At 62.3% G+C, this 24,029-nt stretch carries 22 protein-coding genes; 8 read left to right on the top strand and 14 right to left on the bottom strand.

Annotated elements, in window-relative coordinates:
* Positions 1-33 precede the first annotated feature (33 nt).
* On the bottom strand, positions 34-1,236 hold the full coding sequence (locus tag GGR39_RS01605; protein ID WP_343055747.1) for a capsule biosynthesis protein: 1,203 nt from the start codon (positions 1,234-1,236) through the stop codon (positions 34-36).
* 286 nt (positions 1,237-1,522) lie between these two features.
* Here GGR39_RS01605 and GGR39_RS01600 point away from each other — a divergent pair, with 286 nt between their 5' ends.
* Complete coding sequence (locus GGR39_RS01600; RefSeq protein ID WP_246388181.1) at positions 1,523-2,986, top strand: LTA synthase family protein; 1,464 nt, start codon at positions 1,523-1,525, stop codon at positions 2,984-2,986.
* 6 nt (positions 2,987-2,992) lie between these two features.
* On the opposite strand, the gene GGR39_RS01595 is transcribed toward GGR39_RS01600, so the two are convergent.
* A complete protein-coding gene (locus GGR39_RS01595) occupies positions 2,993-3,784 on the bottom strand; it encodes an SDR family NAD(P)-dependent oxidoreductase (protein WP_183615589.1) in 792 nt (263 codons plus the stop codon).
* Between the two features lie 157 nt (positions 3,785-3,941).
* On the opposite strand from GGR39_RS01595, the gene GGR39_RS01590 reads away from it, so the two are divergent.
* Positions 3,942-4,499, top strand: coding sequence for a sterol desaturase family protein (locus GGR39_RS01590; RefSeq protein WP_242867029.1), 558 nt, complete (start codon positions 3,942-3,944; stop codon positions 4,497-4,499).
* 40 nt (positions 4,500-4,539) lie between these two features.
* Here GGR39_RS01590 and GGR39_RS01585 read toward each other — a convergent pair whose 3' ends face one another.
* From GGR39_RS01585 to GGR39_RS01565, 5 genes are read right to left on the bottom strand one after another with little or no spacing between them, the layout of a single operon-like run.
* Positions 4,540-5,736: a glycosyltransferase family 4 protein gene (locus GGR39_RS01585; RefSeq protein ID WP_183615588.1), complete on the bottom strand. Its 1,197-nt coding sequence runs from the start codon at positions 5,734-5,736 to the stop codon at positions 4,540-4,542.
* Positions 5,733-7,409: a capsular polysaccharide export protein, LipB/KpsS family gene (locus tag GGR39_RS01580; protein WP_183615587.1), complete on the bottom strand. Its 1,677-nt coding sequence runs from the start codon at positions 7,407-7,409 to the stop codon at positions 5,733-5,735. Before GGR39_RS01580 ends, GGR39_RS01585 begins: the two co-directional genes overlap by 4 nt.
* A complete protein-coding gene (locus GGR39_RS01575) occupies positions 7,406-8,017 on the bottom strand; it encodes a histidine phosphatase family protein (protein WP_183615586.1) in 612 nt (203 codons plus the stop codon). Before GGR39_RS01575 ends, GGR39_RS01580 begins: the two co-directional genes overlap by 4 nt.
* 45 nt (positions 8,018-8,062) lie before the next feature.
* Positions 8,063-8,875 carry a 3-deoxy-manno-octulosonate cytidylyltransferase gene (locus GGR39_RS01570; RefSeq protein WP_183615585.1) on the bottom strand — a complete coding sequence of 271 codons (813 nt, stop codon included), beginning with the start codon at positions 8,873-8,875 and terminating at the stop codon, positions 8,063-8,065.
* 23 nt (positions 8,876-8,898) lie between these two features.
* Positions 8,899-9,891, bottom strand: coding sequence for a KpsF/GutQ family sugar-phosphate isomerase (locus GGR39_RS01565; RefSeq protein WP_058735714.1), 993 nt, complete (start codon positions 9,889-9,891; stop codon positions 8,899-8,901).
* Between the two features lie 198 nt (positions 9,892-10,089).
* Between GGR39_RS01565 and kdsA the strand changes: the two genes are divergently transcribed.
* The 4 genes from kdsA (at position 10,090) to GGR39_RS01545 (ending at position 13,832) form a co-directional block, all read left to right on the top strand.
* Complete coding sequence (gene kdsA, locus GGR39_RS01560) at positions 10,090-10,926, top strand: 3-deoxy-8-phosphooctulonate synthase (RefSeq protein ID WP_183615584.1); 837 nt, start codon at positions 10,090-10,092, stop codon at positions 10,924-10,926.
* 56 nt (positions 10,927-10,982) lie between these two features.
* Positions 10,983-12,014 carry a phytanoyl-CoA dioxygenase family protein gene (locus tag GGR39_RS01555; RefSeq protein ID WP_343055746.1) on the top strand — a complete coding sequence of 344 codons (1,032 nt, stop codon included), beginning with the start codon at positions 10,983-10,985 and terminating at the stop codon, positions 12,012-12,014.
* A gap of 422 nt (positions 12,015-12,436) precedes the next feature.
* Positions 12,437-13,393: a hypothetical protein gene (locus GGR39_RS01550; RefSeq protein WP_183615583.1), complete on the top strand. Its 957-nt coding sequence runs from the start codon at positions 12,437-12,439 to the stop codon at positions 13,391-13,393.
* 148 nt (positions 13,394-13,541) lie between these two features.
* On the top strand, positions 13,542-13,832 hold the full coding sequence (locus GGR39_RS01545) for a hypothetical protein (protein ID WP_183615582.1): 291 nt from the start codon (positions 13,542-13,544) through the stop codon (positions 13,830-13,832).
* A gap of 60 nt (positions 13,833-13,892) precedes the next feature.
* Here the strand turns inward: GGR39_RS01545 and GGR39_RS01540 are convergent, their stop codons facing one another.
* Positions 13,893-14,516 carry an outer membrane protein gene (locus tag GGR39_RS01540; protein ID WP_058735718.1) on the bottom strand — a complete coding sequence of 208 codons (624 nt, stop codon included), beginning with the start codon at positions 14,514-14,516 and terminating at the stop codon, positions 13,893-13,895.
* A gap of 295 nt (positions 14,517-14,811) precedes the next feature.
* On the opposite strand from GGR39_RS01540, the gene GGR39_RS17450 reads away from it, so the two are divergent.
* Together GGR39_RS17450 and queC are read left to right on the top strand one after the other, a co-directional pair.
* Entirely contained in the window at positions 14,812-15,471 is a 660-nt protein-coding gene (locus tag GGR39_RS17450; protein WP_343055745.1) for a hypothetical protein, read from the top strand.
* Positions 15,472-15,512: 41 nt separating this feature from the next.
* Positions 15,513-16,208, top strand: a complete 696-nt coding sequence (queC, locus tag GGR39_RS01530) for a 7-cyano-7-deazaguanine synthase QueC (RefSeq protein ID WP_183615581.1) — start codon at positions 15,513-15,515, stop codon at positions 16,206-16,208.
* A gap of 215 nt (positions 16,209-16,423) precedes the next feature.
* Here queC and GGR39_RS01525 read toward each other — a convergent pair whose 3' ends face one another.
* The 6 genes from GGR39_RS01525 to GGR39_RS01500 all read right to left on the bottom strand — a co-directional run bounded on the left by GGR39_RS01525 (position 16,424) and on the right by GGR39_RS01500 (position 23,976).
* On the bottom strand, positions 16,424-17,515 hold the full coding sequence (locus GGR39_RS01525; protein ID WP_183615580.1) for an OmpA family protein: 1,092 nt from the start codon (positions 17,513-17,515) through the stop codon (positions 16,424-16,426).
* Between the two features lie 188 nt (positions 17,516-17,703).
* A complete protein-coding gene (locus GGR39_RS01520) occupies positions 17,704-18,162 on the bottom strand; it encodes a DUF2793 domain-containing protein (protein ID WP_183615579.1) in 459 nt (152 codons plus the stop codon).
* A gap of 29 nt (positions 18,163-18,191) precedes the next feature.
* Entirely contained in the window at positions 18,192-20,381 is a 2,190-nt protein-coding gene (locus GGR39_RS01515) for a phage tail protein (protein ID WP_183615578.1), read from the bottom strand.
* A gap of 12 nt (positions 20,382-20,393) precedes the next feature.
* Positions 20,394-20,831 carry a hypothetical protein gene (locus GGR39_RS01510; protein WP_183615577.1) on the bottom strand — a complete coding sequence of 146 codons (438 nt, stop codon included), beginning with the start codon at positions 20,829-20,831 and terminating at the stop codon, positions 20,394-20,396.
* Positions 20,828-21,649 (bottom strand): DUF2163 domain-containing protein, encoded by an 822-nt coding sequence (locus GGR39_RS01505; protein ID WP_183615576.1) that lies wholly within the window; start codon positions 21,647-21,649, stop codon positions 20,828-20,830. Before GGR39_RS01505 ends, GGR39_RS01510 begins: the two co-directional genes overlap by 4 nt.
* The gene (locus tag GGR39_RS01500) at positions 21,646-23,976 is read right to left on the bottom strand and encodes a DUF2460 domain-containing protein (RefSeq protein WP_183615575.1); all 2,331 of its coding nucleotides are present in this window, start codon (positions 23,974-23,976) and stop codon (positions 21,646-21,648) included. Before GGR39_RS01500 ends, GGR39_RS01505 begins: the two co-directional genes overlap by 4 nt.
* Positions 23,977-24,029: the final 53 nt, after the last annotated feature.

Below are 24,029 nucleotides of genomic sequence, written 5' to 3'. Positions count from 1 at the left end.
GCCGTGATTCGCGTCGGTGTTCTGTCAGATGATTTACTCCGGCATCATCCGACGGCCCTCCAGCCGGGCGATTGCGTGGCGAACCACCTTGTCGAGTGCTTCATCGGAAAAAAATCCGCCGGGTATCAGGCAACGGTCCACCAGAACCCGCCGCAACGCGGCGAACGTCACGGGATCTGGCGGCGTGGGGTTGGACCAGAATGCATCGAGTCCACCTTTGAAGGTGATATCGGCAATGTCGTAGATGGCGTGCCCCAACGCGACGACCGGTATCCCTTCAGCCAGTGCAAGAGTGCCGCTTGTGCTGTTGATGGTGATCATCCCCAGGGCGCGGCGGGTAACCGGAACGATGTCGCCCCAGCCTAGGTAATCGACCCGATCCGCTACGCCGTATAACGTGGCGATATCGTTGGTCTCCTGGCGCCAATCCCGGACACCGTTGTCCAACGGGTGTTCTTTCACGATGAGACGGATATGGGGCGCGGCATTCGCCGCAAAAGAAGCGATCACCAGCTTTAGGGCATCGGCAATGCCGGCGAAAGGCGAATGAAGGCGGATCTGTGCGTCAGAGTCCAACTGTAGGGGGAAGAGAAAGTAGGACGCCTCACTCTTCCAAGTGTGGTTCAGCAGCATTTCGCTGTGCAGTTGATTTTCCTTGCGCCGGCGGAGTTTGCGCGCCCAGCCCATCGCTTCGACAAGCGGATGCCACGGCCGGTGATTGGTCCAATAGGGATAATACCAACGCGTCAGCACGTCCGCCGCATTGTACAGCAATCCTTCTATCGCTCGGCGACGGAATGACGACGGAACCTGTGCATGGGGCGGGACGGGCGGCAGGGCAGCGGCTGTCTCACGGTACCAGGCGGGATCGCGGGGTAGCGTGGAGTGTCCGTTCACCCCGCCAAGTTCCAGCGTCACCCAGTCCGGCCTAATATACCCCTCTTCGAAGACATGGACCAGAACACCCAACTCACGACATAGGCGAATGGCTGGCATGTGATGATCTCGGCAATCACCAAACAGAGCAACATCTGTAACGCCGTGTTGACGAATGACGCCCTCAAGCCATTTGGGCCACGCTTCCAGCGATCCTCGGTAATCGAGGCCGCCCGGTAGGCGCCAGAACAACCGATCGCCGCCATTGAAGTTGATCTTGTGAACTTCGTGCCCCGCTCGGATCAGCTCCTGACCGAGTCGCCGGAAGAGTGGCCCCATCAATCCTTGCAACAGCAGCACTGACTTACGCTCTGGACCAGGGCTGGCGAGCGGACCCGTATCGGGATTTGTCGGCATTCAAAGGACCTGTTCGGGAGACGCGGCTACCAAGCATTGAGCTGCCACGTCATGGACATAGTTTATTCGATAATGCGGGAGCATCAACACGGCAACCCCGGGCATCTACAAGGCCTTGTACATTCTGGGTGTGGTGACACTTCACCTGGCGGCGGCTATGGCCTCCCTCCTTCCGGCGATGGCTTGCGTCGCGCGGAGTTCAGCTGTCGGCCAAGCCGAAGGAGTGACGTTGGCGTTAACGTCCATTTTAGGGTGCCTGGGCGGTCTTCTGGGTGCGGTTGCTTTGGATGCACTGGCATCGCCGCGCAGCCCTCGGCGCCTGGGGTTACGCAACGCGGCGGGACTGTGTTTGCTGATTTGCCAAGTTATAAGCGTTTTCGGCCTTGTCATGGCCGTGTGCGGCAGCATCTGGGTATCGATCGTTCTAGCTCTGGCTACGCTGGCCTTGCTCGTCTTGGCCTCTAACGCCAAGAATACGGTGCTGGGCGAGCCGCTGGTCTTTTCCGATCTCGCCTTGATCGGTGCGATCTTTCGCCATCCGCAATTTTACCTTTCGGCCATTCCGGTTTGGCAACGCTGCGTCGTTGGCGCGGCAGCGGTAGGACTGATCGCTACCATAGCAGCCCTGTTCGTTGTGGATGTTGGGGCGCATGCCGCCGGCTTGGGCATTTTGCTCAGCGGGTTGTGCCTGTTGGCCTTTCTCATGTGTTTTTCGCCGATCAAGGCATTAGCACGTGCCCCGCACAATGAGGCCGATGTCCGTAGAATAGGACTGACGCCCACACTCATGCTTTACTGGCTTCGTTGGCGTAAAAGCGAGGACCCGCCGCCATATCGGCCGGAAGTTCGGAGTGCTTCGCAGGAAGCTCGGGGATTGTTGATCGTGGTTCAGTGCGAGAGCTTCGCTGACCCGAAAGATGTATTTTCTGATCAAATGCAATCTTTGCCGAATCTCGAGGAGGCTCGCCGTAATGCCTGGCAATATGGCAACCTTCATGTCAGCGGCTTTGGTGCCTATACCATGCGTACCGAGTATGCCGTTCTCTTCGGACGTGAAGAAAAGGATCTGGGATTTCGACGCTACGATCCATTCCTGACAGCGTTGGGTGAAACCACTTACGCTTTGCCACGAAGGCTTGGCAAAGCGTGGCGAAGTCTGTTCATCCACCCTCACGACATGCGGTTTTACGGCCGGGACAAGATAATGCCGGCGGCCGGTTTCGATGAATTGGTGGGAGAGGATCGCTTCGATGCACCACTACCAGGGGAGGGCCGCTATGTGACGGACGCCGCCATGGCGAAGGAGATACTTGCGCTGGCAAAAGCAGCCCAGCAGCCTTCTTTGCTTTATGCGGTTACGATCGAGAATCACGGCCCATGGGCCTCTGATACGGCGGGCGGCGAGGATCTGATGGGAAGTTACCTGCGGCTTGCGCGCAACAGCGATACCATGATCCGGCGGCTCATCGATGGGCTGGCGGAATTGAGAGGACCAGCAACGCTGGTCTTTTTTGGCGATCACCGCCCCAGCATCCCCGGCGTCACCAACCCGCACGAGGCAAGGTATACGCCCTATGTCATCGTACGCCTCAACGATGGCCAATTCGATCATGGCGAGAACCGCCATGTGGACCTGACCCCGGCGGAGCTACATCACACGATGCTCGACATTATGCTGGGCAGGCCTGTTTGATTGAGCTTAGCCAGGGGGCGTCAACGACAGTAACAATCTATCGCGCAAAACGGCGGGTAAAAGTCGATCGAAGGCGCGGAGAAGTACAAACGGCCAAGGTAGGATCAGATGAGCCTGTTTACGCCGCACTGCCTGTTCAATCCGTTTTGCAACGAGATCGGGTGCCATGGCAAAGGCACGGCCATCATGCGTTTGACGTCCCGCCTCGGTGTCGATGAAACCAGGCGATACCAGCGTCACGGACACGCCATAAGGGCGCACGTTGAGTCGCAAAGCGTCTGCGAATCGGGCAAGGCCGGCCTTAGTGCCTGAATAGGCGGCAGCGAAGGGCAGCGCGTGAAATGCGGCCGCCGAACCGATAAAGACCAGCGCACCGCGCCTGCGTGAAGCCATGCGACCGGCAAGCGCCGCTCCCATGGCGGCAGGCGCCGTGAAGTTCACCGTGCCAAGCCGCGCCACGAGTTCCGCTGGCTCAACCTGCTCGCCCGTCGGCCGGGTATCACCCAAGCCTGAAACTAGAAGCACCAGGTCAAACGGCGCTGCGGTGTCTTCTTCAACTGCAGCGGCAACTGCAGCGGCTACATCTTCGATATCGAGCGAACGCGTCTCGACGATTGCCCCCAGCGCCCGACAAGCGTCCGCGATCGCGGCAAGGCGCCCAAGGTCACGTCCCCAAAGAGAAAGGCGCACACCGTCGCGTGAGTAGCACCGCGCGAGCGCTCCTCCCAGTTCGCCAGAGGCACCTGTAATGAGAATACATGACGCAACTGCAGCATGGGCTGATCCGACCCTAAACATCTAATATGAAACGATATTATTCATGATACCCGTTCACCGTTCATCTCAAATCGACCTTTTGGGACTTGACAGGAGAGGCTACCTGCTATCCACAGACGCAGCAATGCCCCGTCTCTCTTCCAGCTCGCAACGGGCACGACTGTTTAAAAGCGCGCGCTTGGAAAAGCTCACGCTGATGTCGCCACGCATGTTTGTAGGCAGTTGGCTGCTACTTTTGTCGGCAATTGTCTGGGTGGGCTGGAACTCTGCCAGCTTCATGCACGCAGGGGCCTTGATTATAGCTGGCCTGTTCGCGTGGACACTGTTCGAATACGCGATGCATCGGTTCCCTTTTCACTACACGTCAGAGCGATCGGTACTAAACCACCTGGTGTTTCTGATGCATGGAAACCATCACGACAACCCCGGCGACGAGATGCGCAATCTGATGCCGCTGGTGGTAAGCCTTCCTATTGCGTCGCTTGTCTGGATCGGAAGCCTAGCCTTAGCAGGTGCCCCTGGGACGTGGCTTTTTTTTGGCTGGATATCAGGTTACGTTATTTACGATCTCCTGCATTACGCATGCCACCAATGGCCAATGAAGAGCCGGATCGGGTCTGCCCTCAAACGCCACCATATGCGGCATCACTACGTTGATGAGGGTGGTAACTACGCGATCTCCATGATCTTGTGGGATCGCGTATTCGGTACCCGGATCAACACGCTCCGGCGCTAAAGATTTATTTGCCCGCTTGCAGGCTGGCTGAGTGGACCGGCTAAGTATTCTGCAGCCTGGCAATAGCTTTGGTAACTATTTCTATATGTTGCTCCCAAGACGGAGCTCGCCAGTGGGGGATTCGCGCCAATTGCGCGCGATGGCCGGGGCCTTGCATCGCGTAATCCAGGATCGTGACACCCCATCCTGGGCCGTCGAGCGGGTCTAGATAGTCGGGCACATCCGCGCCAACTTCCCGTAGTGGGGAAATATTACTGCAAATAGCGGGGGTGCCGACAGATAGCGCTTCAGCGACCGGCATGCCGTATCCTTCAGCGAACGAGGGCATCAGCAATGCGCGGGCTCCTCTGATCAACCCGGCGAGGCGAGCATCTGAACAGCCGCTCAGTTCCTCGACGTGATCCTTCAGCGCTGGACAACGCTCAAGCATGTCGAGAATCTGTTCGTTCTCCCATCCCCGTCGGCCGACGATGACCAGGCGAGGAATCTCCGCATGGGGCAGGGTTTCCGCAAATTGGCGCCAAAGGTGTAGCAGGAGAAGATGGTTCTTGCGCGGCTCGATGGTACCAAGGCAAATGAAGTAAGGCCGATCCGTGCTTTCGGGCACAGCATCGCCAATGGGTAGGGGCTCGGTGCCCAGCAACGCGACATCGATGGTCGGCCTCCGCCCACCGCGATCAAGCCAAGGCTTGACGGAACGGCCGGTCGCTGCCGAATTGACAATGACCGCATCGGCCGTCGCCGCCACGGTTTCTATGCGACGGCAGTGCAGGTCCGCGCCGCCGGGCCGGGCATACTCAGGGAACTCGATCGGAATCAGGTCATGCACTAGGCATAAGAAGCGCGCTTTTTCGCGCGCCAGTATGCGCTGAACCTTGGTCACATTGGTCAGATGATGTGGTGAGGCCTGCACGTACACGGCGTTGGGGAGGACTGCTTTCTTGTGTGAAGGCAGCAGTGCAGCAAGCTGGGGTAGGATCGAGAGCAACGAACGCTGCGCCGGACCCTTCTCCTTACTTGACCATCGGCGGTCCAGTTCGTCCAGATAAGCGAGGGCAGCGGCGTGAGAGAGGTGTCCGTAAAGCCCGGTGGGATGGACTGCGGCAAAGGTGAGCGCTTTCCCGTAACGAGCCAGTAGGCCACGCGCATAGGCCATCTCAACGCGGTCGACACCGGACGGAGTGGAGTATCGTATGCGCGAGATCAGGCGTGAGATATCAAGGATCACGGCGCTCATGAAAGTGCTGTCATAATTCGGCCCTGCAAGCGGCGTACGGAAGCAATCCAGCTCAGGCGGTTGGGGGCATCATCCGTTGCCATTCGTCCGATGAGTACCTCTGGGGGGCAAGGCAACCCGGTCAGAGGGTCAAGGTAGCGAGGATAGAGGATGAGCACGCCTGCCACCAAGGCGTCGAGTGTCAGCGTTCTGCCGCGACGCTCGGATATCGCGCCCAGATCACGGGTCAGGCCCCACCCTGCATAGAAAGGCGTTCCGTGGCACGTGACGACCTTCCCGCGCAGCAAAGCTTCGAAGCCCGTCAGCGATGTGAGCACATGCACGGCGTCAACGGCATCCAGCAAGGCCGCCATGCTGGGCCCCCGCACGATCCGGTCGGCGAGGCCAAGAATGTCCGCGTCCGGCACCGCCCCTTTACGATGACCTGCGTCGACATCGGGATGTGGGCGAAACCAGATTTCAGCGTCAGGCTCCAGTTTGCGTGCCCTACGCAAAATCTCAAGATTGGATGTGATCCCGCCACCGCCAGCTAGAACGGACATATCGTCTTCCACCTGGGCGGCTACCAGGACAAGGCGGCGTCCGGGCTTGCGTTCCGGTACCACCTCGGTCTTGCCTGCCCCGTATTTGCTGATGCCGGCACTGACAATCGTCTCTCGCAGGGCGCACGCCCGTTGCAGCAGACGCTGAGAGAAGGAGGTCCTGGCCAGGATTTCCTCAAGATCGCTTTGCCCGGCAGGATCGAAGTGAATACCCAGGGCATCGACCACGATCGATGATGGTGGCACTAGATGCACACCCAGACCAACCGAGCGAACGAAGCCATCTTCAACGCGGACCAGTGGGACAGCCTTGTCGCGACATTTGTCTGTCAGTTTCGCCGAAACGCGCGACGGCCAGATCGCCACGGCACCCTGCTTGAACTGCGCGACGGCGAGCGCAAGGTTCGGGCTGCGGTACAATCGCAAGCGCCGGTTCGGGTGCCACAAAAAGCGCCGGATCTCGGCCCGCTTCCACCACGCCATTCCACAAACTGCGGCAATCCTGCGATTTGCCTCCAAAGTCTTGCGCCACATGGCAAGCAGTTCCACCGTTGCCTCGATGGTCGAGGGCGCGCCAGTGAAGGGATTGCGCCAGTCCGCCGCCGTCAATGCCTCGGCCGCTGCCTTGTCCAGCGCTGCAGCGTCGTCCGTGGGCGCGCCGTAGCGACCCGGCGATAGCACACGCACATCGATGCGACTGATGCGCGCGATTGCGATCCATTCATCATCGCCATGTGCGACAAGGCAATTCGCTTGAGCCAGCGCTGACCAGGGATCAACCTCGCCACGCCATTCCCCGCCCTCGATCGAGACGAGACGCTTCAACGCGCGGGCCATGCGACGGTCAGCCGCGATCCATAAGGCGGAGCGGCGTTCAGGGGCGGTCATCGCGGCCATTTGCTGCGAGATATCGCTCATATCGCGGGGTCGCAGCACGGTGCCGGGCGGCAAGCTCAAGTCTGCCTGGTCCTCCCAGAACGATCCGCCGACGCGCGCCGCCCGAACAAGCGCAAACAGGTCGGACTGCGATAGCGCAAGGCCTGTTGATGCGGTGTCGACCGGTGTCGAGACCAAGCCATTTTCAGCCGGGAAGGGAGGCGCACGCAGCAAAGCAATCCGCGATTGCGTCACGGCTTTCTGCCCCAGATCGGGACCTGCAACACACCGTCACCGTCTCGCTGAATCACCCCATAACCGCCTGTGGGCAGCTTCAACGAGGCCAAGTCACCGCCCGATCTGAGGAGTGCGGGATCGGCCAACAGCGCGAACCGCGCTGCTCCGTTGCTGGTGACGATCAGCGTGGACCCGCATTGCGGTTCGGCGAACAAGGCCTGCCAGGCGGCTATGCGCATTTCGGCATCTACTATCCAGCCTGGGGGCGGCTTGGCGAAACTGTCCCAAGCTTCCAGCGCTTGGTGGCCAAGGCGCGAAAGCACCGCTTCCTCAGCCTTGTCTTCGTCGGGTCCGTGATCAATTTCGCGCAACCACTCGCACGCCTCGGTTTCGGGCTGGATCGGCCTTGCCAAGCCTTCCAAGATGGCGGCCGCTGTCTGGCGAGTACGTAGCAGGGGCGAGACTAGCACGCGAACGAAGCGGTGACCCCCGTTAGCGAAATGGCGGCCCAAGGCCTCGGCCTGCGCCAGGCCGGCGGCGGTCAACGGCAAGTCAGTCCGGGCACCGATCCGGCGTGGCGTCTCACCAGCTTCAAACGTATTCCCATGACGGGCAACAACAAACATCGCGGTGCCATAGCCGTGCTATGCCCTAGAAAGCCAGTCTCGCCTTCAGGCCGGAAACGGATCACCCAATCTAGCGATCGTCGCCTCGGCCAGTGTCAGATCGGATGGCGTGTCGATACCTGACATGGCATGAGTCGGCTGATCAACCGCGACGGTTGCGATGGTCTTGCCGCCCTCCAGGAAACGCAGTTGCTCCAGCCCCTCTAGCTGTTCGTAACGGCTTGGCGAAGCGGCAGCAAACCAGTCCAGCGCGCTCATCCGATAGCCATAGAGACCAAGATGCTGCCAGACGGGGGACATGGGGCTTGCAGATCGCAAGTTCTGTTCATCGCGGATCGCTGGCAGGATCGTTTTCGAGAACCAGAGCGCCACGCCGTCTTTGTCGCGCACGCAAGTCGTCCCGCTGAAAGGTGATGTCTGCTTGTGCTGCCGCAATCGGTCGAGGCGATCCCAGCTAAGCTGATACACCGGCGTGGCTACGTCGGCATGGCCATCGCGCAAGGTGGCGAGCAGACCGGCGACAACGTCGGGTGAAACGAATGGCGCATCACCTTGTAAGTTTATCACCAGCGCGGGGAGATCAGACCGCGCATGTGCCGCAGCGCAGGCGCGGGCAGAGCCTGAATCCAGCTTAGCTTCGGTCATCGCCACTTCAGCGCCGATGGCACTGGCGTGTTCGGCGATACGTGCATCGTCGGTTGCCACCACAACATCACAGTGGCCGGCCAGATCGGCCGCCTTACGCGCCACAGCCACCACGCGCTCCAAAAGGCTTCGTCCGGCAATCTTCAGGAGCGGCTTGCCCGGCAGCCGAGTCGATCCGTAGCGAGCAGGAACGACGATGAGATCGCGGGGCATTTCTGACAACTTCGCGTGCCCGCTCAGACGACCCCGGCACGCACGATGTCGTGCATGTGGACGATCCCTGTCAGCTTGCCGCCGTCCTCCACCACAAAAAGCACCGACACCGCATTCTCGTTCAGCAGTCGCAACGCCTCGGAAGCCAGGGTTTGTGCGCTGGCGGTGACTGGGCGGGGCGACATGTGCAGACCAATCGTGTCGTTCAGATCGTGGACCGCGATGCAGCGGCGCAAGTCACCATCGGTGAACGCGCCCACCAACACGCCGGCTTGGTCCACCACGGCGGTGCAGCCATAGCGCTTCAGGCTCATCTCGATCGTCGCGCTCTTGACCGAGGCGTGGCTATGCACGCGAGGCACAGCCTCTCCGGTACCCATGATTTGTCCCACTTCCAGCAGCTGCGCGCCCAGGCGTCCGCCGGGATGGAACATGCGGAAATCCGAGGAGGTGAAGCCGCGCGCTTCGATCAGTGCAACGGACAGGACATCGCCGAGGACCAGCTGCAAAGTGGTGGACGAAGTAGGCGCCAATTCGTTTGGGCACGCCTCACGCACTTGGGGCATGACCAGGCAGATATCGGCGGCCTGGGCGGCAGTGCTTTCGGCGCGGGCCGTGGCGACGATCAGCTTTATCCCGCGCTGGCGGCAATAATGCAGGATATCGCCTAGCTCCAACGTCTCACCTGACCAGGTGATGGCCAGAACGATGTCTTCCGGTGTGATGATGCCCAGATCGCCATGGCTAGCTTCACCGGGGTGCAGGTAAAGCGCCGAGGTGCCTGTAGAGCGCATGGTGGCGGCGATCTTGGAGGCGATATGCCCACTTTTACCCATGCCGGTGACGATCACCCGACCGGGCGTTTCCACGATGGCCTGGATCGCAGCTTCTACGGCCATGCCCAGCTGCGGGGAGCGTATTGCATCGCGCAATCTGCTCAGCGCTTTCATCTCTATGTCGAGAGTCTTGAGGGCGGAGGCGGAGGACCGCGTGGAGAACACCTGCGATGCTATCATAAGCTCAGTTCTACGTATATTTAACAACTTACGCTGAGCGCAAGATTGAAACAGCGGATACGGGAAGCCTTAAGGGATTGCCAGTCGTTTCGTTTCGCCCCAAGGAAAGTTGCCTGTGCACATCGCAGCCGGTGGTTTCTCATTTGAAGTATATTCATTGGGAAATCATAATCTTGCTGGAATTTTGAGGTTAGGCGAATGAAATTCCGCAACTGCGAAATAAATGCCACGTCGCCTTTGTTCGTCATCGCTGGTCCCTGCGTGATCGAAAGCGAGGAACTAGTGCTATCCGTCGCACATACGCTGGCCGAGATCGCGCAGCGGCGAGGCTTGCTGGTGATCTTCAAAAGCTCGTTCGACAAGGCCAATCGCAGCTCTGACCGGTCATTTCGCGGCCCCGGCATGGACGAAGGTCTGCGCATTCTGGAAAAGGTGCGTGATGCTACCGGGCTGCCGATCCTGACGGACGTGCACGAAGCGGAACAAGTCGCAGCGGTGGCGCAAGTCGCGGATATCCTGCAGACGCCGGCGTTCCTGGCGCGCCAGACCGATTTCATCATCGCCGTGGCCGCCAGCGGCAAGCCGGTGAACATCAAGAAGGCTCAGTTCATGGCCCCGGCTGACATGGCGCAAGTCGTGGCCAAGGCCCGCAACGCCGCCACCGCCGCCGGGCACGATCCTGATGCGTTCATGGTCTGCGATCGCGGTACGTCATTTGGATACAACAACCTGGTTTCCGATATGCGAGGGCTGGCGATCATGGCGCAAACGGGATGCCCGGTGGTGTTCGACGCCACCCATTCGGTGCAGCAGCCGGGTGCCTTGGGAGACAGTTCGGGCGGACAGCGCGAATTCGTGCCGCTGCTGGCGCGGGCTGCGGTTGCTGCGGGCGTTTCTGGCGTGTTCATGGAAACCCACCCCGATCCTGACCGGGCCTTGTCGGATGGGCCCAACGCCTTGCCGCTCGATCAATTTGAGCCCTTGGTGGCGCGTCTTCAGGCGATCGACGCGGTGGTGAAGTCCGCAGCCGGTTGATGAACGGGTTTTCGACCATAAGATTCGGGGCGCGCGATGCCATCGCGTGGTGACCGGTGATAAAGCTCAAGACCGCCCTGCTGGCCCCGTTGTGGACGCTCCAGCTGCTTACTTCTGCCAAAAGCTTCCTTGATAATCCGATCCTGGGTTCCACGCGCTTCAATGCGCTGGGGCTGCACGTCGGCCGGGTGAAGCTGGCTGCGGGAATGACCGCGTGGCGGAGGCGGCGGCTTGCCGGAAAAGTGCCGCCCGCCTGGCGCGAAGCGTTCGATCGGGACGGCTTCGTCATGATCGAGGACGTGGTGCCACCGGCCCAGTTCGCCGCGTTGCGCGCCGCGATCCTCTCTTACCAAGGCCCCGCGCGTGAGATGCGGCAGGGGGATGCCATCACGCGCCGCATGGCGATCGATCCGGCGATGCTCGCTGCGATCCCCGCTTTGCATGCCCTGCTCGCCCGCAAGGACTTGGTGGCGCTGTTGCACTATGTGGCCAGCTTTCGCATCACCCCGCTGCATTATGTGCAGACGATCGTCAGCCGCGACGGCGCGAATGAAGCCGATCCGCAAGAAGCGCTGCATGCCGACACGTTCCACTCCTCGCTGAAGGCCTGGCTGTTCCTGAATCCGGTGGAGGCGGACCAGGGGCCCTTTACATTCGTGCGCGGATCGCACCGCTTCACGCCTGAACGGATCGCGTGGGAACGGCAACGCAGCCTGTCAGAACCAAACACGATCGATCGTCTCTCTGCCAGGGGATCGCCGCGCGTCACCGATCAGGACCTGGCGGCGATGCATCTGGAACCCGCCGAGGCGCTGACCGTGCGCGGCAACACGCTGGTGGTAGCCGATACCCTGGGCTTTCACGCGCGCGGTGCGGCGATGAAGCCGGGCGAACGGGTAGAGCTATGGTCCTATGCCCGGCGCAACCCGTTCCTGCCATGGCTGGGCGGTGATCTGCTGAGCGTGCCCGGTCTTGCCGAACGCCGGATCAACTGGATTTGGCGCGCGCGGGACAAATGGGAACACCGCCTTGGCCAACCCTGGCGGCCTGTCGGCATCCGCACTCCGATGGACCCGAAAGCGATCTAGGCGCGGCGTCGCTGAGGATTTATTCAAGGCGAAATCAGAGACGCCCGACTTCGCCATTCCAGTGACGACGACGCAACACGCATCGGGACGAGAAGCGGGATCCATAGCTCGGCCTTGAGTGACGAGAGGGCCTCATAAGCGGACACTTACCCCCAAAGCCGCCCGCACAAGAAAATGGAGAGCTTTGTAGCGTTCTGTCCCCAGTCGTCCGTCCATTGCTGAGGAGATCATCGTCTGGTCGCATCATTGCGAACGGCGATCAGTTTCCGATTTCCACCAGAAAGTGTATATTCCGCAATGGCCGCATGCGCTCAGCAGCGGTCATCGAAACTGTTGATCATGGCGTTCTGAAGCGGACATACATTCAGAAAACATTACGTTGGTCGCAAGCCCCGGGAACTTGTTCTGCAGGAGATTTGACGGTGCGCATCATGACGGCTGTAGGTTTTGCTGCCTTCGGAGCATCAGCGTGGTCAGGCACTGTCGCATCATCGGCTTTTGCTGAGGCGCATAATCAATCGCCCAAGGCGGCTATGCCAGCGGAATGCGCACCCCCCCTTGGCTGGGAAACGATCGCGGCCCGCAAACCGCGCTTCGTTGTCTTCGGCGAGATACACGGGACGAAGCAGGCTCCGGTATTCATCGGTGACCTGGCTTGTGGGTTAGCCGCAGAGGGAAAACGGGTTCTGCTCGCTATTGAGCATTCCTCAACTGAGAATGAGGCTTTCCAGCGAACCTGGAAATTACCGCAAGCAGCATTTGCGGCCAAGCTTAAGCAAGCTGGCTGGGCCGGACGCGCGGACGGTGTCGCTAGTGAGGCGATGCTAGCTCTTCTGGTGCGTTTAAATGGCCTAGCCCGAAATGGTTATGCAATCGATATAGTGGCCTTCAACGGCGCAAAGGATGAGGCGCAGACGCGTCGGTTTTCCCACCTGCCTGCCCAGGGGCCTCACGAAGCGGCTCAAGCTGAAAATATAAGGACTGCCGAGGCGGCCAAAGCCTACGATTATGTACTCATTCTCGTGGGTAACATCCATGCCCGTAAACGTCCGGTAGAGCGCTCGGGGATAGCATTTGAGCCAATGGCGATGCAGCTTGGCTCACCCTCTGCCGTAATCACTCTCAACATGCAGACCGCAGGGGGAACGACTTGGAACTGTCAATTAAAGCCGGGAGTGCAGCCGAAACCGAAAGAAGAGATTTCAAACGACGCGATTGCATGTGCTAGTTATCCACTACGCGCGAACGCCAATTACAAGCGCGCGCCTTTCATTGCTCTGACAGAACGATCGGCTAGCAATACGGACGCTGATTACGACGGCGTGTTCTGGCTCGGTACTGTCGATGCTTCTCCACCAGCAGTGCCGCGCGGAAAATAGGCCACGCCTCCGGGATCAGATTACGCGACGACTCGCTTGAAAAATTCGCTGGCCTCAAAATCGTCAATCTTTGCCCTTCTCACCCCAAGCTGCATGAATGCCGAAGGGCTAGTCACGCCGATCGCCGCCGCGCAGGCGTTAGGAAAGCATGATGTATCTGGAACATGCACTCGCCGCGATCGTCTTTCAAGCGATCATCGGCTGTTCAACTGGGCGGTGGTGGACGGGGGCCGCGCTGGCTTCGGGCTATTTCATTGGGCGTGAGATCGCCCAGGCTGAATATCGCTGGATCGAGATGTTTGGTGCGGGGCTGCGGGCTAACATGCCGTGGTGGGCACCGTTCGATCGCCGGGTGTGGCTGACGCTGGACCAGTATGTCGACTGGATCGGGCCTGTGGTGACGACCAGTGGGCTCGCCGCCTTCATGAGCCGCAAATGAAAAGCCCGGCCGGCGCGATGAAGCGCCGGCCGGGCCTGTCTTGGTCTCGCTTGCCGCGACTTAGCGGAAACGGATGCCCACGCCGCCCATCAGGCGCTGTGCCGACGAGTGACCGTGGTAGTTCGAGTACACATACTGTGCGTTCACGTAGATCGGCGCACGGCCCTGCGTCAGCGTGAACTCGGCGCCGCCACCGACCTGGTAGCCGTCAGCGTTGTAGTGATCGTAGACCAGCTGCGTGCCGGTCGGACCGTCGATGCGGCGGCGCTGCTCGCGGTTAACGTAGCCGCCCTTGCCGAACACCAGGAACTGCGGGGTGACGAGGTAGCCGACGCGCACGGCAGCGCCCCACTCCTGGAAAGCCTTGTGGCAGATCGAGTTGCGGTTGGCCAAGCCGGTGCAATTCTCGTTGCCCTTGCCCGGGGTCCAGAAGCTGCCCTCGGCGCCGATCACCAGCTTCTCGCCGATCTGACCGTCAAAACCGACGGTGCCGCCGTAGCCGAACTTGTCGTTGTGGTTGCCTTCAGACATGAATCGGTCACCACCGGCGTTCGCTTCGAGACGCACGCCACGGAACGCAGTACCGTTCTCGGCGACCACGGGAGCGGTGTCGTCCTGCGCGAAAGCAGGCTGCGCTGCGATACCAGCCGCGAGGACGGTGGCGAGTGTGAGAAACTTCTTCATAAATGCTCCTTGAACCTTCAAATTCAGATGCCGAACGGCCCTTGCACAACCTTGGTTGCTTTGGAATGCTACCGAATACTCAATTCTGTCATGATGTGCCATTTGCGCCACACCGATCGACGGGTCTCATGGCAGAACGAAGCGAACGCGAGGTTTCGTCCCCCCGCCAAATATAAATTTGGGATTTTCGCATCCGCCGCCTGGACGGGATTACACGGCTTTTCTTGGGCGGCCCTTCTTTTCGCCCAATGGTGTCGAGACGAATGACCGAAATCCGCCCTGTTGCGAGCGAAGGATGACTCGTGCTGAGACTGCAGCTTGCGAGAGTGGTGCGCCACTATTGGCTTGGAAAGATGACCTAGGCGCTCTAGCCTTGCAGGTGCGGCATTGGAAACCAATATCCCAATCACCGAGTCTGCAGAAACGCTTACCCGGCTGTCTTATCGAACGCTTGGCCAACGGCTGCGCCGATGATATTTATCGGCACCGGCGGATTTTAGCTGCTAGTTTCAAAAAATCCTCAGGAACTCATCCGTTCATGTCCCTCAAAATGGTCTTGATGACTGCTGCGGCTGCGCTGGGCTTGGCTGGGGGCGTGTATGGCGGCGGCGTTTTGGCGCAGGTTCGACCCTTGGCCATGCTGGATCGCCTGGAGCCGGGAGACTGGGAGCTGCGAGAACGCGACGGGGCGGGTGTTCCGCGCCATATCTGTTTGCGCGATGGTCGCCGGCTCATTCAATTGCGGCACCCCGGTGAGGTCTGTTCGCGCATCGCGGTCGAAGATACCGATAGTCAGATCACTGTGCAGTATACGTGCCGTGGGCGGGGATATGGTCGGACGCAGATACGGCGTGAATCCCCCAGCCTCGTCCAGATCGATACGCAGGGTATTTCCAAAGGACTTCCTTTCGCCTTTTCCGCAGAGGCGCGGCGCGTGGGAAGTTGTCGCCGTTGAGGGAGCTTTCGCGGCCCGAACGAAAGGCCTAAGACCGCTCCATGCCTGAATTGGAAAAAGCTGAGGGACGGCCCGCCGTCGTTCTCCTCTCCGGAGGATTGGACTCGATGGTCGTGGCCGGTCTCGCTCGCGAGGCGGGTTATGCCGTGAACGCGCTTACTATCGATTATAACCAACGCCACCGGCGTGAGTTGGACGCCGCTCGAGCAATCGCGGCTCACCTTGAGGTGGCGCGGCAGGTCGTGCTTCCGCTGGACTTGCGGCAATTTGGCGGATCGGCTCTGACCGATGATATCGCTGTGCCCAAGGATGGTGTCGGCTCCGAGATCCCGGTGACATATGTGCCGGCACGTAATCTGGTGTTTCTGTCGCTGACCCTGGCGTGGGCGGAAGCGCTAGGGGCGAGGGACATCTTCATTGGCGTCAATGCGCTGGACTATTCAGGATATCCGGATTGCCGGCCTGAGTTCATTCAGGGCTTCGCACGCCTGGCTGAACTGGCCACCAAGGCGGGCGACGAGGGTGAAGCTTTTCGGATCCATGCGCCGCTGCAATTCATGGGGAAGGCGGAGATAGCGACCGAGGCAGCACGGCTGAACCTGGATCCGGCAATGAGCTGGTCGTGTTACGACCCCACGCCCGAAGGGTTGGCTTGTGGTGAGTGCGATAGCTGTCGTTTGCGCCGGGCGGGCTTTGCCAATGCGGGGCTGACGGATTCCACGCGTTACGCTGCGTGACGATTTAAATCCTATCCACCGTACCCCCGGATAGTTTCCGGGCGGTCATTGCTGGCGTATTCACTCAGCTTGTAATGATTTCCCCTGCGTTACTGGCGCGGGCCTATCGCAATTCGGTCTAAATCTGATCGTGGCTGACGCAGTGGGTTGAGCGGCCAAAAAGAAAAGGGGCCGGATTTCTCCGACCCCCGATCTTTGTACCGTTGCCGGTTCGCTTACATGCCCGAGCCGGGACCGTAAGTGATCTCAACGCGACGGTTCTGCAGTTCGCGCACACCGTCTGCAGTCGGGACGCGCGGGTTGGATTCACCGAACGCCTGGCTGGAGATCGAGCCATCGGGGATGCCGTGGCTGGTGAGGTACGAACGGACCGACGAGTTACGACGCTCAGACAGACCCTGGTTGTACTGGGTCGAACCCGAACGGTCGGTGTAACCGGCCAGCATGATCGGCACGCTGTCGCAGCTGCCGTAAGCGCTGACGGCGCTGTCGAGGATCGTCGCGGCCTCAGGCGTGATGTCCGACTTATCCCAGTCGAAGAACACGATGTACGGACCCTTGTTGCAGACCGGAGCCGGCGGCGGGGGAGGAGGCGGCGGCGGCGGCGGCGGCGGCGGCGGCGGCGGCGGGGGAGCTTCGGCACCGCCGAAGTTGTAGCCGATCGTGCCCAGCAGCGAGTGCGAGCGCCAACGCGATTCAATCGGAGCGCCGAACGCGCCAGTCATGTCAACGTTAGGAGCGTTGAAGAAGCGATACTTCAGGCCGATGTCGACGTTCGGACCGATCGGTGCACGGATGCCGGCGAGGGCCTGCCATGCGAAACCGGTGTCGTTGTCGTCGAACACGGTGAAGCCGGGGTAGATCACATCGTGGTGGATGCGAGCAACGCCGACACCGCCACCAACGAAGCCCTGCAGGCCATCGTCAGCACCGAAGTCCAGCAAGCCGTTCAGCATCGCCGAAAGGGCGCTGCTGTGACCGCGTACGTCGTAAGTACCAGCCGGGGCACCTGCGGGTGCGAAGTTCGCGCCTGCAATGGTGCTGTACTGGTCAGCCTTGGCGCGACGATAGCTGCCTTCTGCTTCAAGACGGAACGCACCGAAGTCGTAACCGATCGAAACGCCGCCATCATAGCCGGTCTTGGAGTCCAGCGTGCCGGCATCCCTTACGCCAGCGATGTCAAAACGAGTATCTTCGACAATCATCGCACCGAAGCCACCTTCGATGTACCATGCATTGTCACGTGCGAACGAAGGCGTGGCGATGGCAGTAGTTGCCAACGCCAAGCCAATAACGAGTTTCCTCATAGATTTCCCCTATACAGAGATTTGGAGCCACCGAGTATTTGGGTGTCTAACCCTTCGCCTGAACGCACGCAAGCGCACGTTGACAGCGACTGTTGCAATAACGACACGTTTTGAGCCCCATGAGACTGTTCGCATTGCCAAAACTGCGTTGCGAACACCACAAAAAGCCCCTGTTACATTCACTGCCGTCAGACGGACGGTAAGACACTAGCAGCCCGGAGTGCCAAGAGCAGCGCTCCGATAGCGGCCCGAGCCTCGCTATCAACAGTTAACCCCCCGGTTGGTTCCGCAACTGCGTCAGCTTTTTGCCAAGCGTCTGTAAAAACGACGAATTGTTTTGCTGCGAGATCGAAGATCCGCAGGCCTGCGACAGGTGTCGCGAAGATCCACTGGCCGGACTGGCGCAGGGCAATCTCATTCTCGTGGCCGATCCATGCCCCGGTGGGTGCCGATCCGACCAGCCACGCCCTGCCGCTTTCGGCATCGGCGGGAGGCGTGTCGATTTTTCCTTCCACCGCAGCATGCAGTAGCGCGTCGATCCGCGCCAGAGCCTCATTGTGGAAAACTTCCTTTTGCGCCTGCGAGGTGAAAAGCAGGGGCAAGGCATGGCGCGGGGTGACGGAGGGAAACATGGCGGGGTCGGACATTTCAGTCTCCAAGGGCGAGCGAGGGGGTGTCATAGGAGGGGCGCGAGGATGAGGGGCGGGGAGAGCGTGTGGGTGCCCTGCTGGCGAGCATGGAAGACGCCGCCGGGTGCCATGAGGCGGAGATCGGCAAGGTCCTCGAACGAAATCCGAAGGGTCGGTTCTGTCGTCATCCAGACGCGATAGATTTCACCGTCGCTTTCGATCGTGACGCGGTAGCGCTCGGCCTCTTCGCAAAGGGGGACATCCACACCATCGCGCCAACGCCAGTTGCCACGCGCGCGTCTGGTCCAGGACAGTTGCAACCCGCCGTCCGCGAGGAGGACGGCCCGCGGATGGACGGGTGCCAGCGGAGTATGGGCGATGCCCGGCAGAAGAATAGGCGAGGAAGCGGGGGCCACGTCACCCAGGCCGATCGCGAGCGCGCGGGATGCGTCCTCCCACTGCGCCGCCGTGCTGTCGATGATCGTCACGCGCTCGTCGATCAAGGCGAAGGGTTCCCCGCTGACGTGTGTGGTGATGGCGCCTCCCGTCCCGGCCAGGCCGCGCAGGAACCCGGAAAGACGCCATCGCCCACCGGTCAGCGGCTCGGCAAAGAGGAATTGGAGGACCTCCTGCCCCACGATGGCCATGTTGGCCCCGCGATCGAGGTCTGCGAGATCGGCAGGGCGGAGCATCTGGTCTGGCGCGGTGAGTTCGATAGTGACAAGGCTTGCCCGGTCCAACAGCAAAGGGCTGGCGGGAGCGAGAACGTCCCGGGCCGCACCCAGCACCGCGCGGGTCCGCGACGTTGTGGTGAGCGGCTGCAACTGGCCGCCCTCCCGTTCGACGTAGAGCGCCGCGCCGCGCCAGTTGTCGCTCGTCGCGCCGACCGCGACGGCAAGGCGGGTCCGATCGGCCATTCCGGAGGTGGCATCCCATGGCAATTCCAGCGCGACGAGGGCAGTGCTGGCGGCTGGGGCATCGATCGGCGATGGAAACATTCCGGGCGGCGGGGTGGACGCCTCGGGCGTGGCCACGCGAACGCGCACAAGCTCCAGCTCCACGCCGCTTTCACGCCATTCCCAGCTTTCCACCCGCCAGCGGCCCGGCTGATCGGGCAGACGAACAATCGTGCCCGGCGAGATCGCCGTATCCAGCGTCGTGGTTCGCCATGCCAGGCGATCACGCAAGCCATCCGCCTCCTGCGCCACGCGATCCACCAGAACGCGGGCCTGGGCGGGCGAAAGCGCAGCGGGTAGCTCGATCAGTTCGGGTTGTCCTATCACAGCGCGGCCACTGGCGTGTTGCGTTCCGGGCAGGAAATCCCGCTCGATGTCGTAAAAGCGCAACACCGGCGATGCGGGGCTGCTGGCCGAGGCGCGGTGTCGGCGGCTTCCGCTTTGCCTGCCGAAGCTATCGTCCTCCATGGCGACGGACGGAGCATCCAGCAGCGCGGCGTCCTGCATCGGCGCGGCGGGTGTCGGAATGCGCAGGCGCGGCATTGATCCGGCGGCATCCAGCGTGATCGGGAACACCCGTCCAAGATCGGACAATGTGCTGGCGATACCATCGTCGACAAGCAGGCCGGTGACGCCGCCCAGGCTGTCGTCTTCCATAATGGTGGCTTCGAGATCTTCGGCCAGATCGGATAGTCGCACCGCTTCATCGGCGATGACCTCAAACGTCATCGAGGGAACGCGGTTGCCGAAATCGGACAGCTCGAGCCCCTCCAAAACGAGGTAAGCCAGGCCGCGAAAGGCCGGGCACACAGCTTCGCCTTCCTGCGCGGCGATCAGCGGATCGGGCAATTGCGTCTCGCCGCCGGTATACAACCGTAGCACTCCCCCGACCTTGAGATCGCCGCCCGCGCCGCGCAGCAGCTTGCCGTCCGCCCAGATGCGGCCGAGTCCCTTGATGGGGCGACTGGAAAGCGCCACGGCGAGATTGGCTGTGTAGCTGTATCGCGTGGTCGCCGGCTGGCCCTTGCCGCCGGTCACTTCGGAATGCTCCTGAAGCTCGGTAGCCCAGATGATCGCGCCGGGAACGCGCATCCGGCCAAAGACCCGCGGGATGGGCTGGCCGTAGCTGGAAAGGGTGACTTCCAACTCACGCAGGCGCGGCCCCCGCCGGGCCGGGCCGAACAAGGCGGTGTCGAACTGGCGACCCGCCACGGCGCCGATCGCGCCGCCAAGCGGCCCGGCCAGCGCGGTACCGACGGCACTGAAGACAAGGGTAGCCATGGGTCGAAATCCTCAAGCGGAAGGAGACAAGCGCCAGTGGCGCAGCAGCGGCCAATCCGGGTCGCGGGCGCCGACAACCACTTTGCCGAGCCCGGCGTGCGCGTGAACGAAGCGGTCGCCGCCCAGCGCGATCAGCACGTGGACATGGACCGGCGAGCAGCGGACCAGCAGCACGTCTCCCGGCTCGACCGGGCCGTTCGCGTCGATCAGGCCCAGGCGCATGGCGGTGGCCAGCGCATCGGCTTCACCGCGCCGCCGCACGCTGTAGTGCGCGCTGAGGGCTGGGCGTTCGCCACAGGCCGCCATCGCCGCGAGCAGCAGGCCCAGGCAATCCAACCCTGTCGCCGGATCGCGTCCATGCGGTGCGAAGCGGGTACCGGCCAAGCGGGAGGCCGCGGCGGCCAGATTTTTTCCGGTCAGGCTCTCACCGGTCATGGTCACTTCGGTCATGTCGCGGGCACCGGGTATCGCGCCAGCAGGTCGTTCCCCGGCAGAAACGGCTCGCCCCGAAAATTGGCGGCGTTGGCGAAGCGGGTGCTGCAGGTGCCAAGCGAATGGTCGCAACCCTCGCGCACGATCACGCGCTGGCCCTCGACCGCATGAGAGACGGGGCGATCGAGCATGACCGCGCCCTCGGCATCGGCGCGGCGGATCTGCATCGTCTCACCCGCGTGCGCGCCGTCGATCCAGCGCAAGGTCCCTCCGGCCAGCCGTTCGGGGGCAACGGGCGCGATCAGGACCAGCGTTCCGTCCTCGCCGTCTACAGTCGCGACCGTCGCTTCGTGCGTGAAGAATACCGGGTTGAGATGACAGCCCGGCCCGCAGAACACCGCGCGGCAAGCCGGGCTGGTGCGTGGCACCTGATCCTGCAGCAGTTCCACCTTGCGTGAGGCCAGCTCGGCGGTGAACCCGCCGTCTTCCTGGGTCACGCCGCCCAGCGTGCCGACCCAGATGATTTCGCGCTCGGTCGTTTCCCAGTCGACCAGGCCGATCCGCACGCGAGCGCCGTCGAACTTGCCCGCCGCCAGGTCTTGCGCGCTGATCCCATCATGAGTCAGCACGCCCGAAACCTCGGCGCTATCATCGTCCAGCCCGCCACTGCGGCGGACGGCGGAGGGGACCATGCCGGGCGCGGCGCGGTGGAGCACGCCGTCCAGCCACATGTCGCGGTCGTGCGAGATGAACCCGAAAGTCAGTCCGTCGCGGCGATGGATGCGCCAAAACGTGGCCACGGTTTCCAGCGCTTGCTGAAACCAGATCCGGCTCATGCCGCTTCCCGCACTTCGACGATGGGGACGCTGGGGGCCTCGCCTGCGGCAAAGGCCGCGCCGGAGATGTCGAGGCGATCCTCGGCGAAGCGTACCGGCACGTCGAACAGGAACCCGGCGCGCACCACCGCGTCGGGGGCTGGGGGCGCGACGAACTGGATCACGCCGCCCGGTTCCATCGACCAGCCTGTGGCCGCCGCACCGTTGACGCTGACCAGCACGGACACTGCATCCGGCCGGGTGATCCGCCGGACTTGCGCATCCTCGCCCACGCCATAGCGCTTCACCAGCGGGAACGCGGTGCGCAAGCCATCGCCGCGGCCCAGCATCTGGTCCACCATCGTCGGCATGCCGGTCATCGCGCGAGAGCTGAAATCGGTCGGGTCACGCAGGCGAAAGCCGCGCGCCGGTCCGCGACGAGCGCGGAAGAAGGCGATCAGCGTGCCCATCTCCGCTTCCGAACGCACCCCCGGCCCCACATCGAAGCGCAGCCGCGCGTCGGACCACAAGGCGTTGCGCCGTTCAAACCCGGAGGCGGTCATGGCCACGGTCGTCGAAAATTCGGGACTGACGCTGGCATCCCGACCAAGCGCAAGGGGATAGGGCACATCGTCGAAGGCCTGCATGTCGGTGTCTCCTGAGGCGGGATGGCGTGTGAAGCCGTCGCGCGCGACTTGGGGCAGCGCCCAGACGACGATTTCGTGCGGCTGGCGCGTGATCGCCTCGTCGATCCCGGTATCGATCGCGCACCACTGAGCGTTTTGTGCGGGATTGAGGACGAAGCCGGCGAAGTAGTCCTGCGCGTGCGGCGGATAGCCCAGGCGCGCGTCGACCAGCGCGTAGGCGGCGCGGCGGTGGGCGTCGGCCCCGGTGGTCAGCCAGTCGTAGTCCTCCACCTGCAGCCGGTCGAAGGCGGGGGCGGCCCAGCCTGTCGGCAGGTTGGCGCGCAGGGCCTCGGGTGTCGCCGGGTCCAGCACGGTGGGCGTGAAGACCAGCAGTAGCGCTTCCACCGGCTGGGGCGCGACGGCGGCGCGGACGGCGGCGATCACCGCGGCCGTGGATTGCGCCAGCAGCGCTCCCGCCGCATCGAGCAGTGCCTTTTGCGCAGCGGTGAGCGGTGCGCGTAGGTTCGGAATCGCGGGCGGATCGCCCCCGAAGGCGGCGCGGGCGGCATCATCGTAGAGGCAGATGCGGCCATCGCCGAACGTCCACCACCACGGCTCGCCGATCTGGAAGCGCACCGGCACCCCCGCCTCGCGCATCAGCTGGGCAAAGGCGGTTGCGACCGATTGCAGCCAGGCCATCGCCGCACCGTTCGCCGGGGAAAGCAGCGAGGACGGCGGACTCCATCCGGTCAGCGCCGGTTGCCCCGCCAGATCGCGCTGCATCCACGCGGGCGGGCAATGTTGCGCCAGCACTTCGTACGATAGCGAGGCGATCGGGCTGAAGCCCAGCCGCGCACACTCGGCAAAGAACGCCAGGTGCCAGGCGCGGGTCGGCGTGTTCAAAGGATCGGCGGTGCTGCCCGCCAGGAACGCGCTATCGGCCTGAGCCAGCCGGAAATAGTGGCTCATGCCCACATAATGGACCACCGATCCGCGATAGCCGAGCTGGCGCACGTTGCGCAGCAGGCGGGCCGGAGTCTGCACGCCCTCGTCATCGAAGCCGGTGGCGATGGCAAGGCCGGTCGGCGCGATCATGACGTCGCCGATCTCCAGCATCGCCCGCGCGCCGGTGCAGCGGATTTCGGTCAGCTCGACCCAGCCTTCTACCTCGGCGGGCAGGGGGTCGGCGCTCGCCCCCTCATAGCCGGGCGGCGCGATGGAGATGAACAGCCGGTCGATCGCACCGGGCCAGACGGGATCGGCGTCGGCAGGCAGCGCGAAGCCGCCCTCCAACGCCGAGAATGGCAGCGTGACCAGCGCGTTTTCCGGCGTGCCATCTGCAAAGTTCCAGAGCCGAACGTACCAGGTGCGCGCGGCCCCGCTCTGGTCGCGGCCTTCGATGGTCAGCGTCGGGCCATTGACGGCATCCAGCGCGATCACCCCCGCCGAACGCCAGCGAAAGGTGAGCGTTGCATGCGCATAGTCCCGCTGCGTCGCATAGGAAAGCAGGGGGTGGTCCAGCCGGTCCTCGCTTTCCCAGATCAGGCCCGCCAGGTCCGCCTTGCGCAAAAACGCCAGATCGAGGCGCAGTGCGTCAGGCGCGGTGGAGATGACGCTGGCCATCATCGGGCGTGGGAAGTTGACGGTCCAGAAACGCGGGTCGAAGCGCTGGATCCAGTCGCTTTGCTGCCCATCGCGTTTGTCGGCGAGCCAGAACGGCATCGGGTAGACCTTTCAAAACAGATGAATGGATTGGCGGTGGAGGGGTTCGGCCT

It is taken from the genome of Novosphingobium fluoreni (assembly GCF_014196615.1).
Lineage (GTDB): Bacteria > Pseudomonadota > Alphaproteobacteria > Sphingomonadales > Sphingomonadaceae > Novosphingobium > Novosphingobium fluoreni.
Note: the sequence above shows the minus strand (reverse complement) of the source record. Positions and strands in the feature narration are given on the sequence as shown.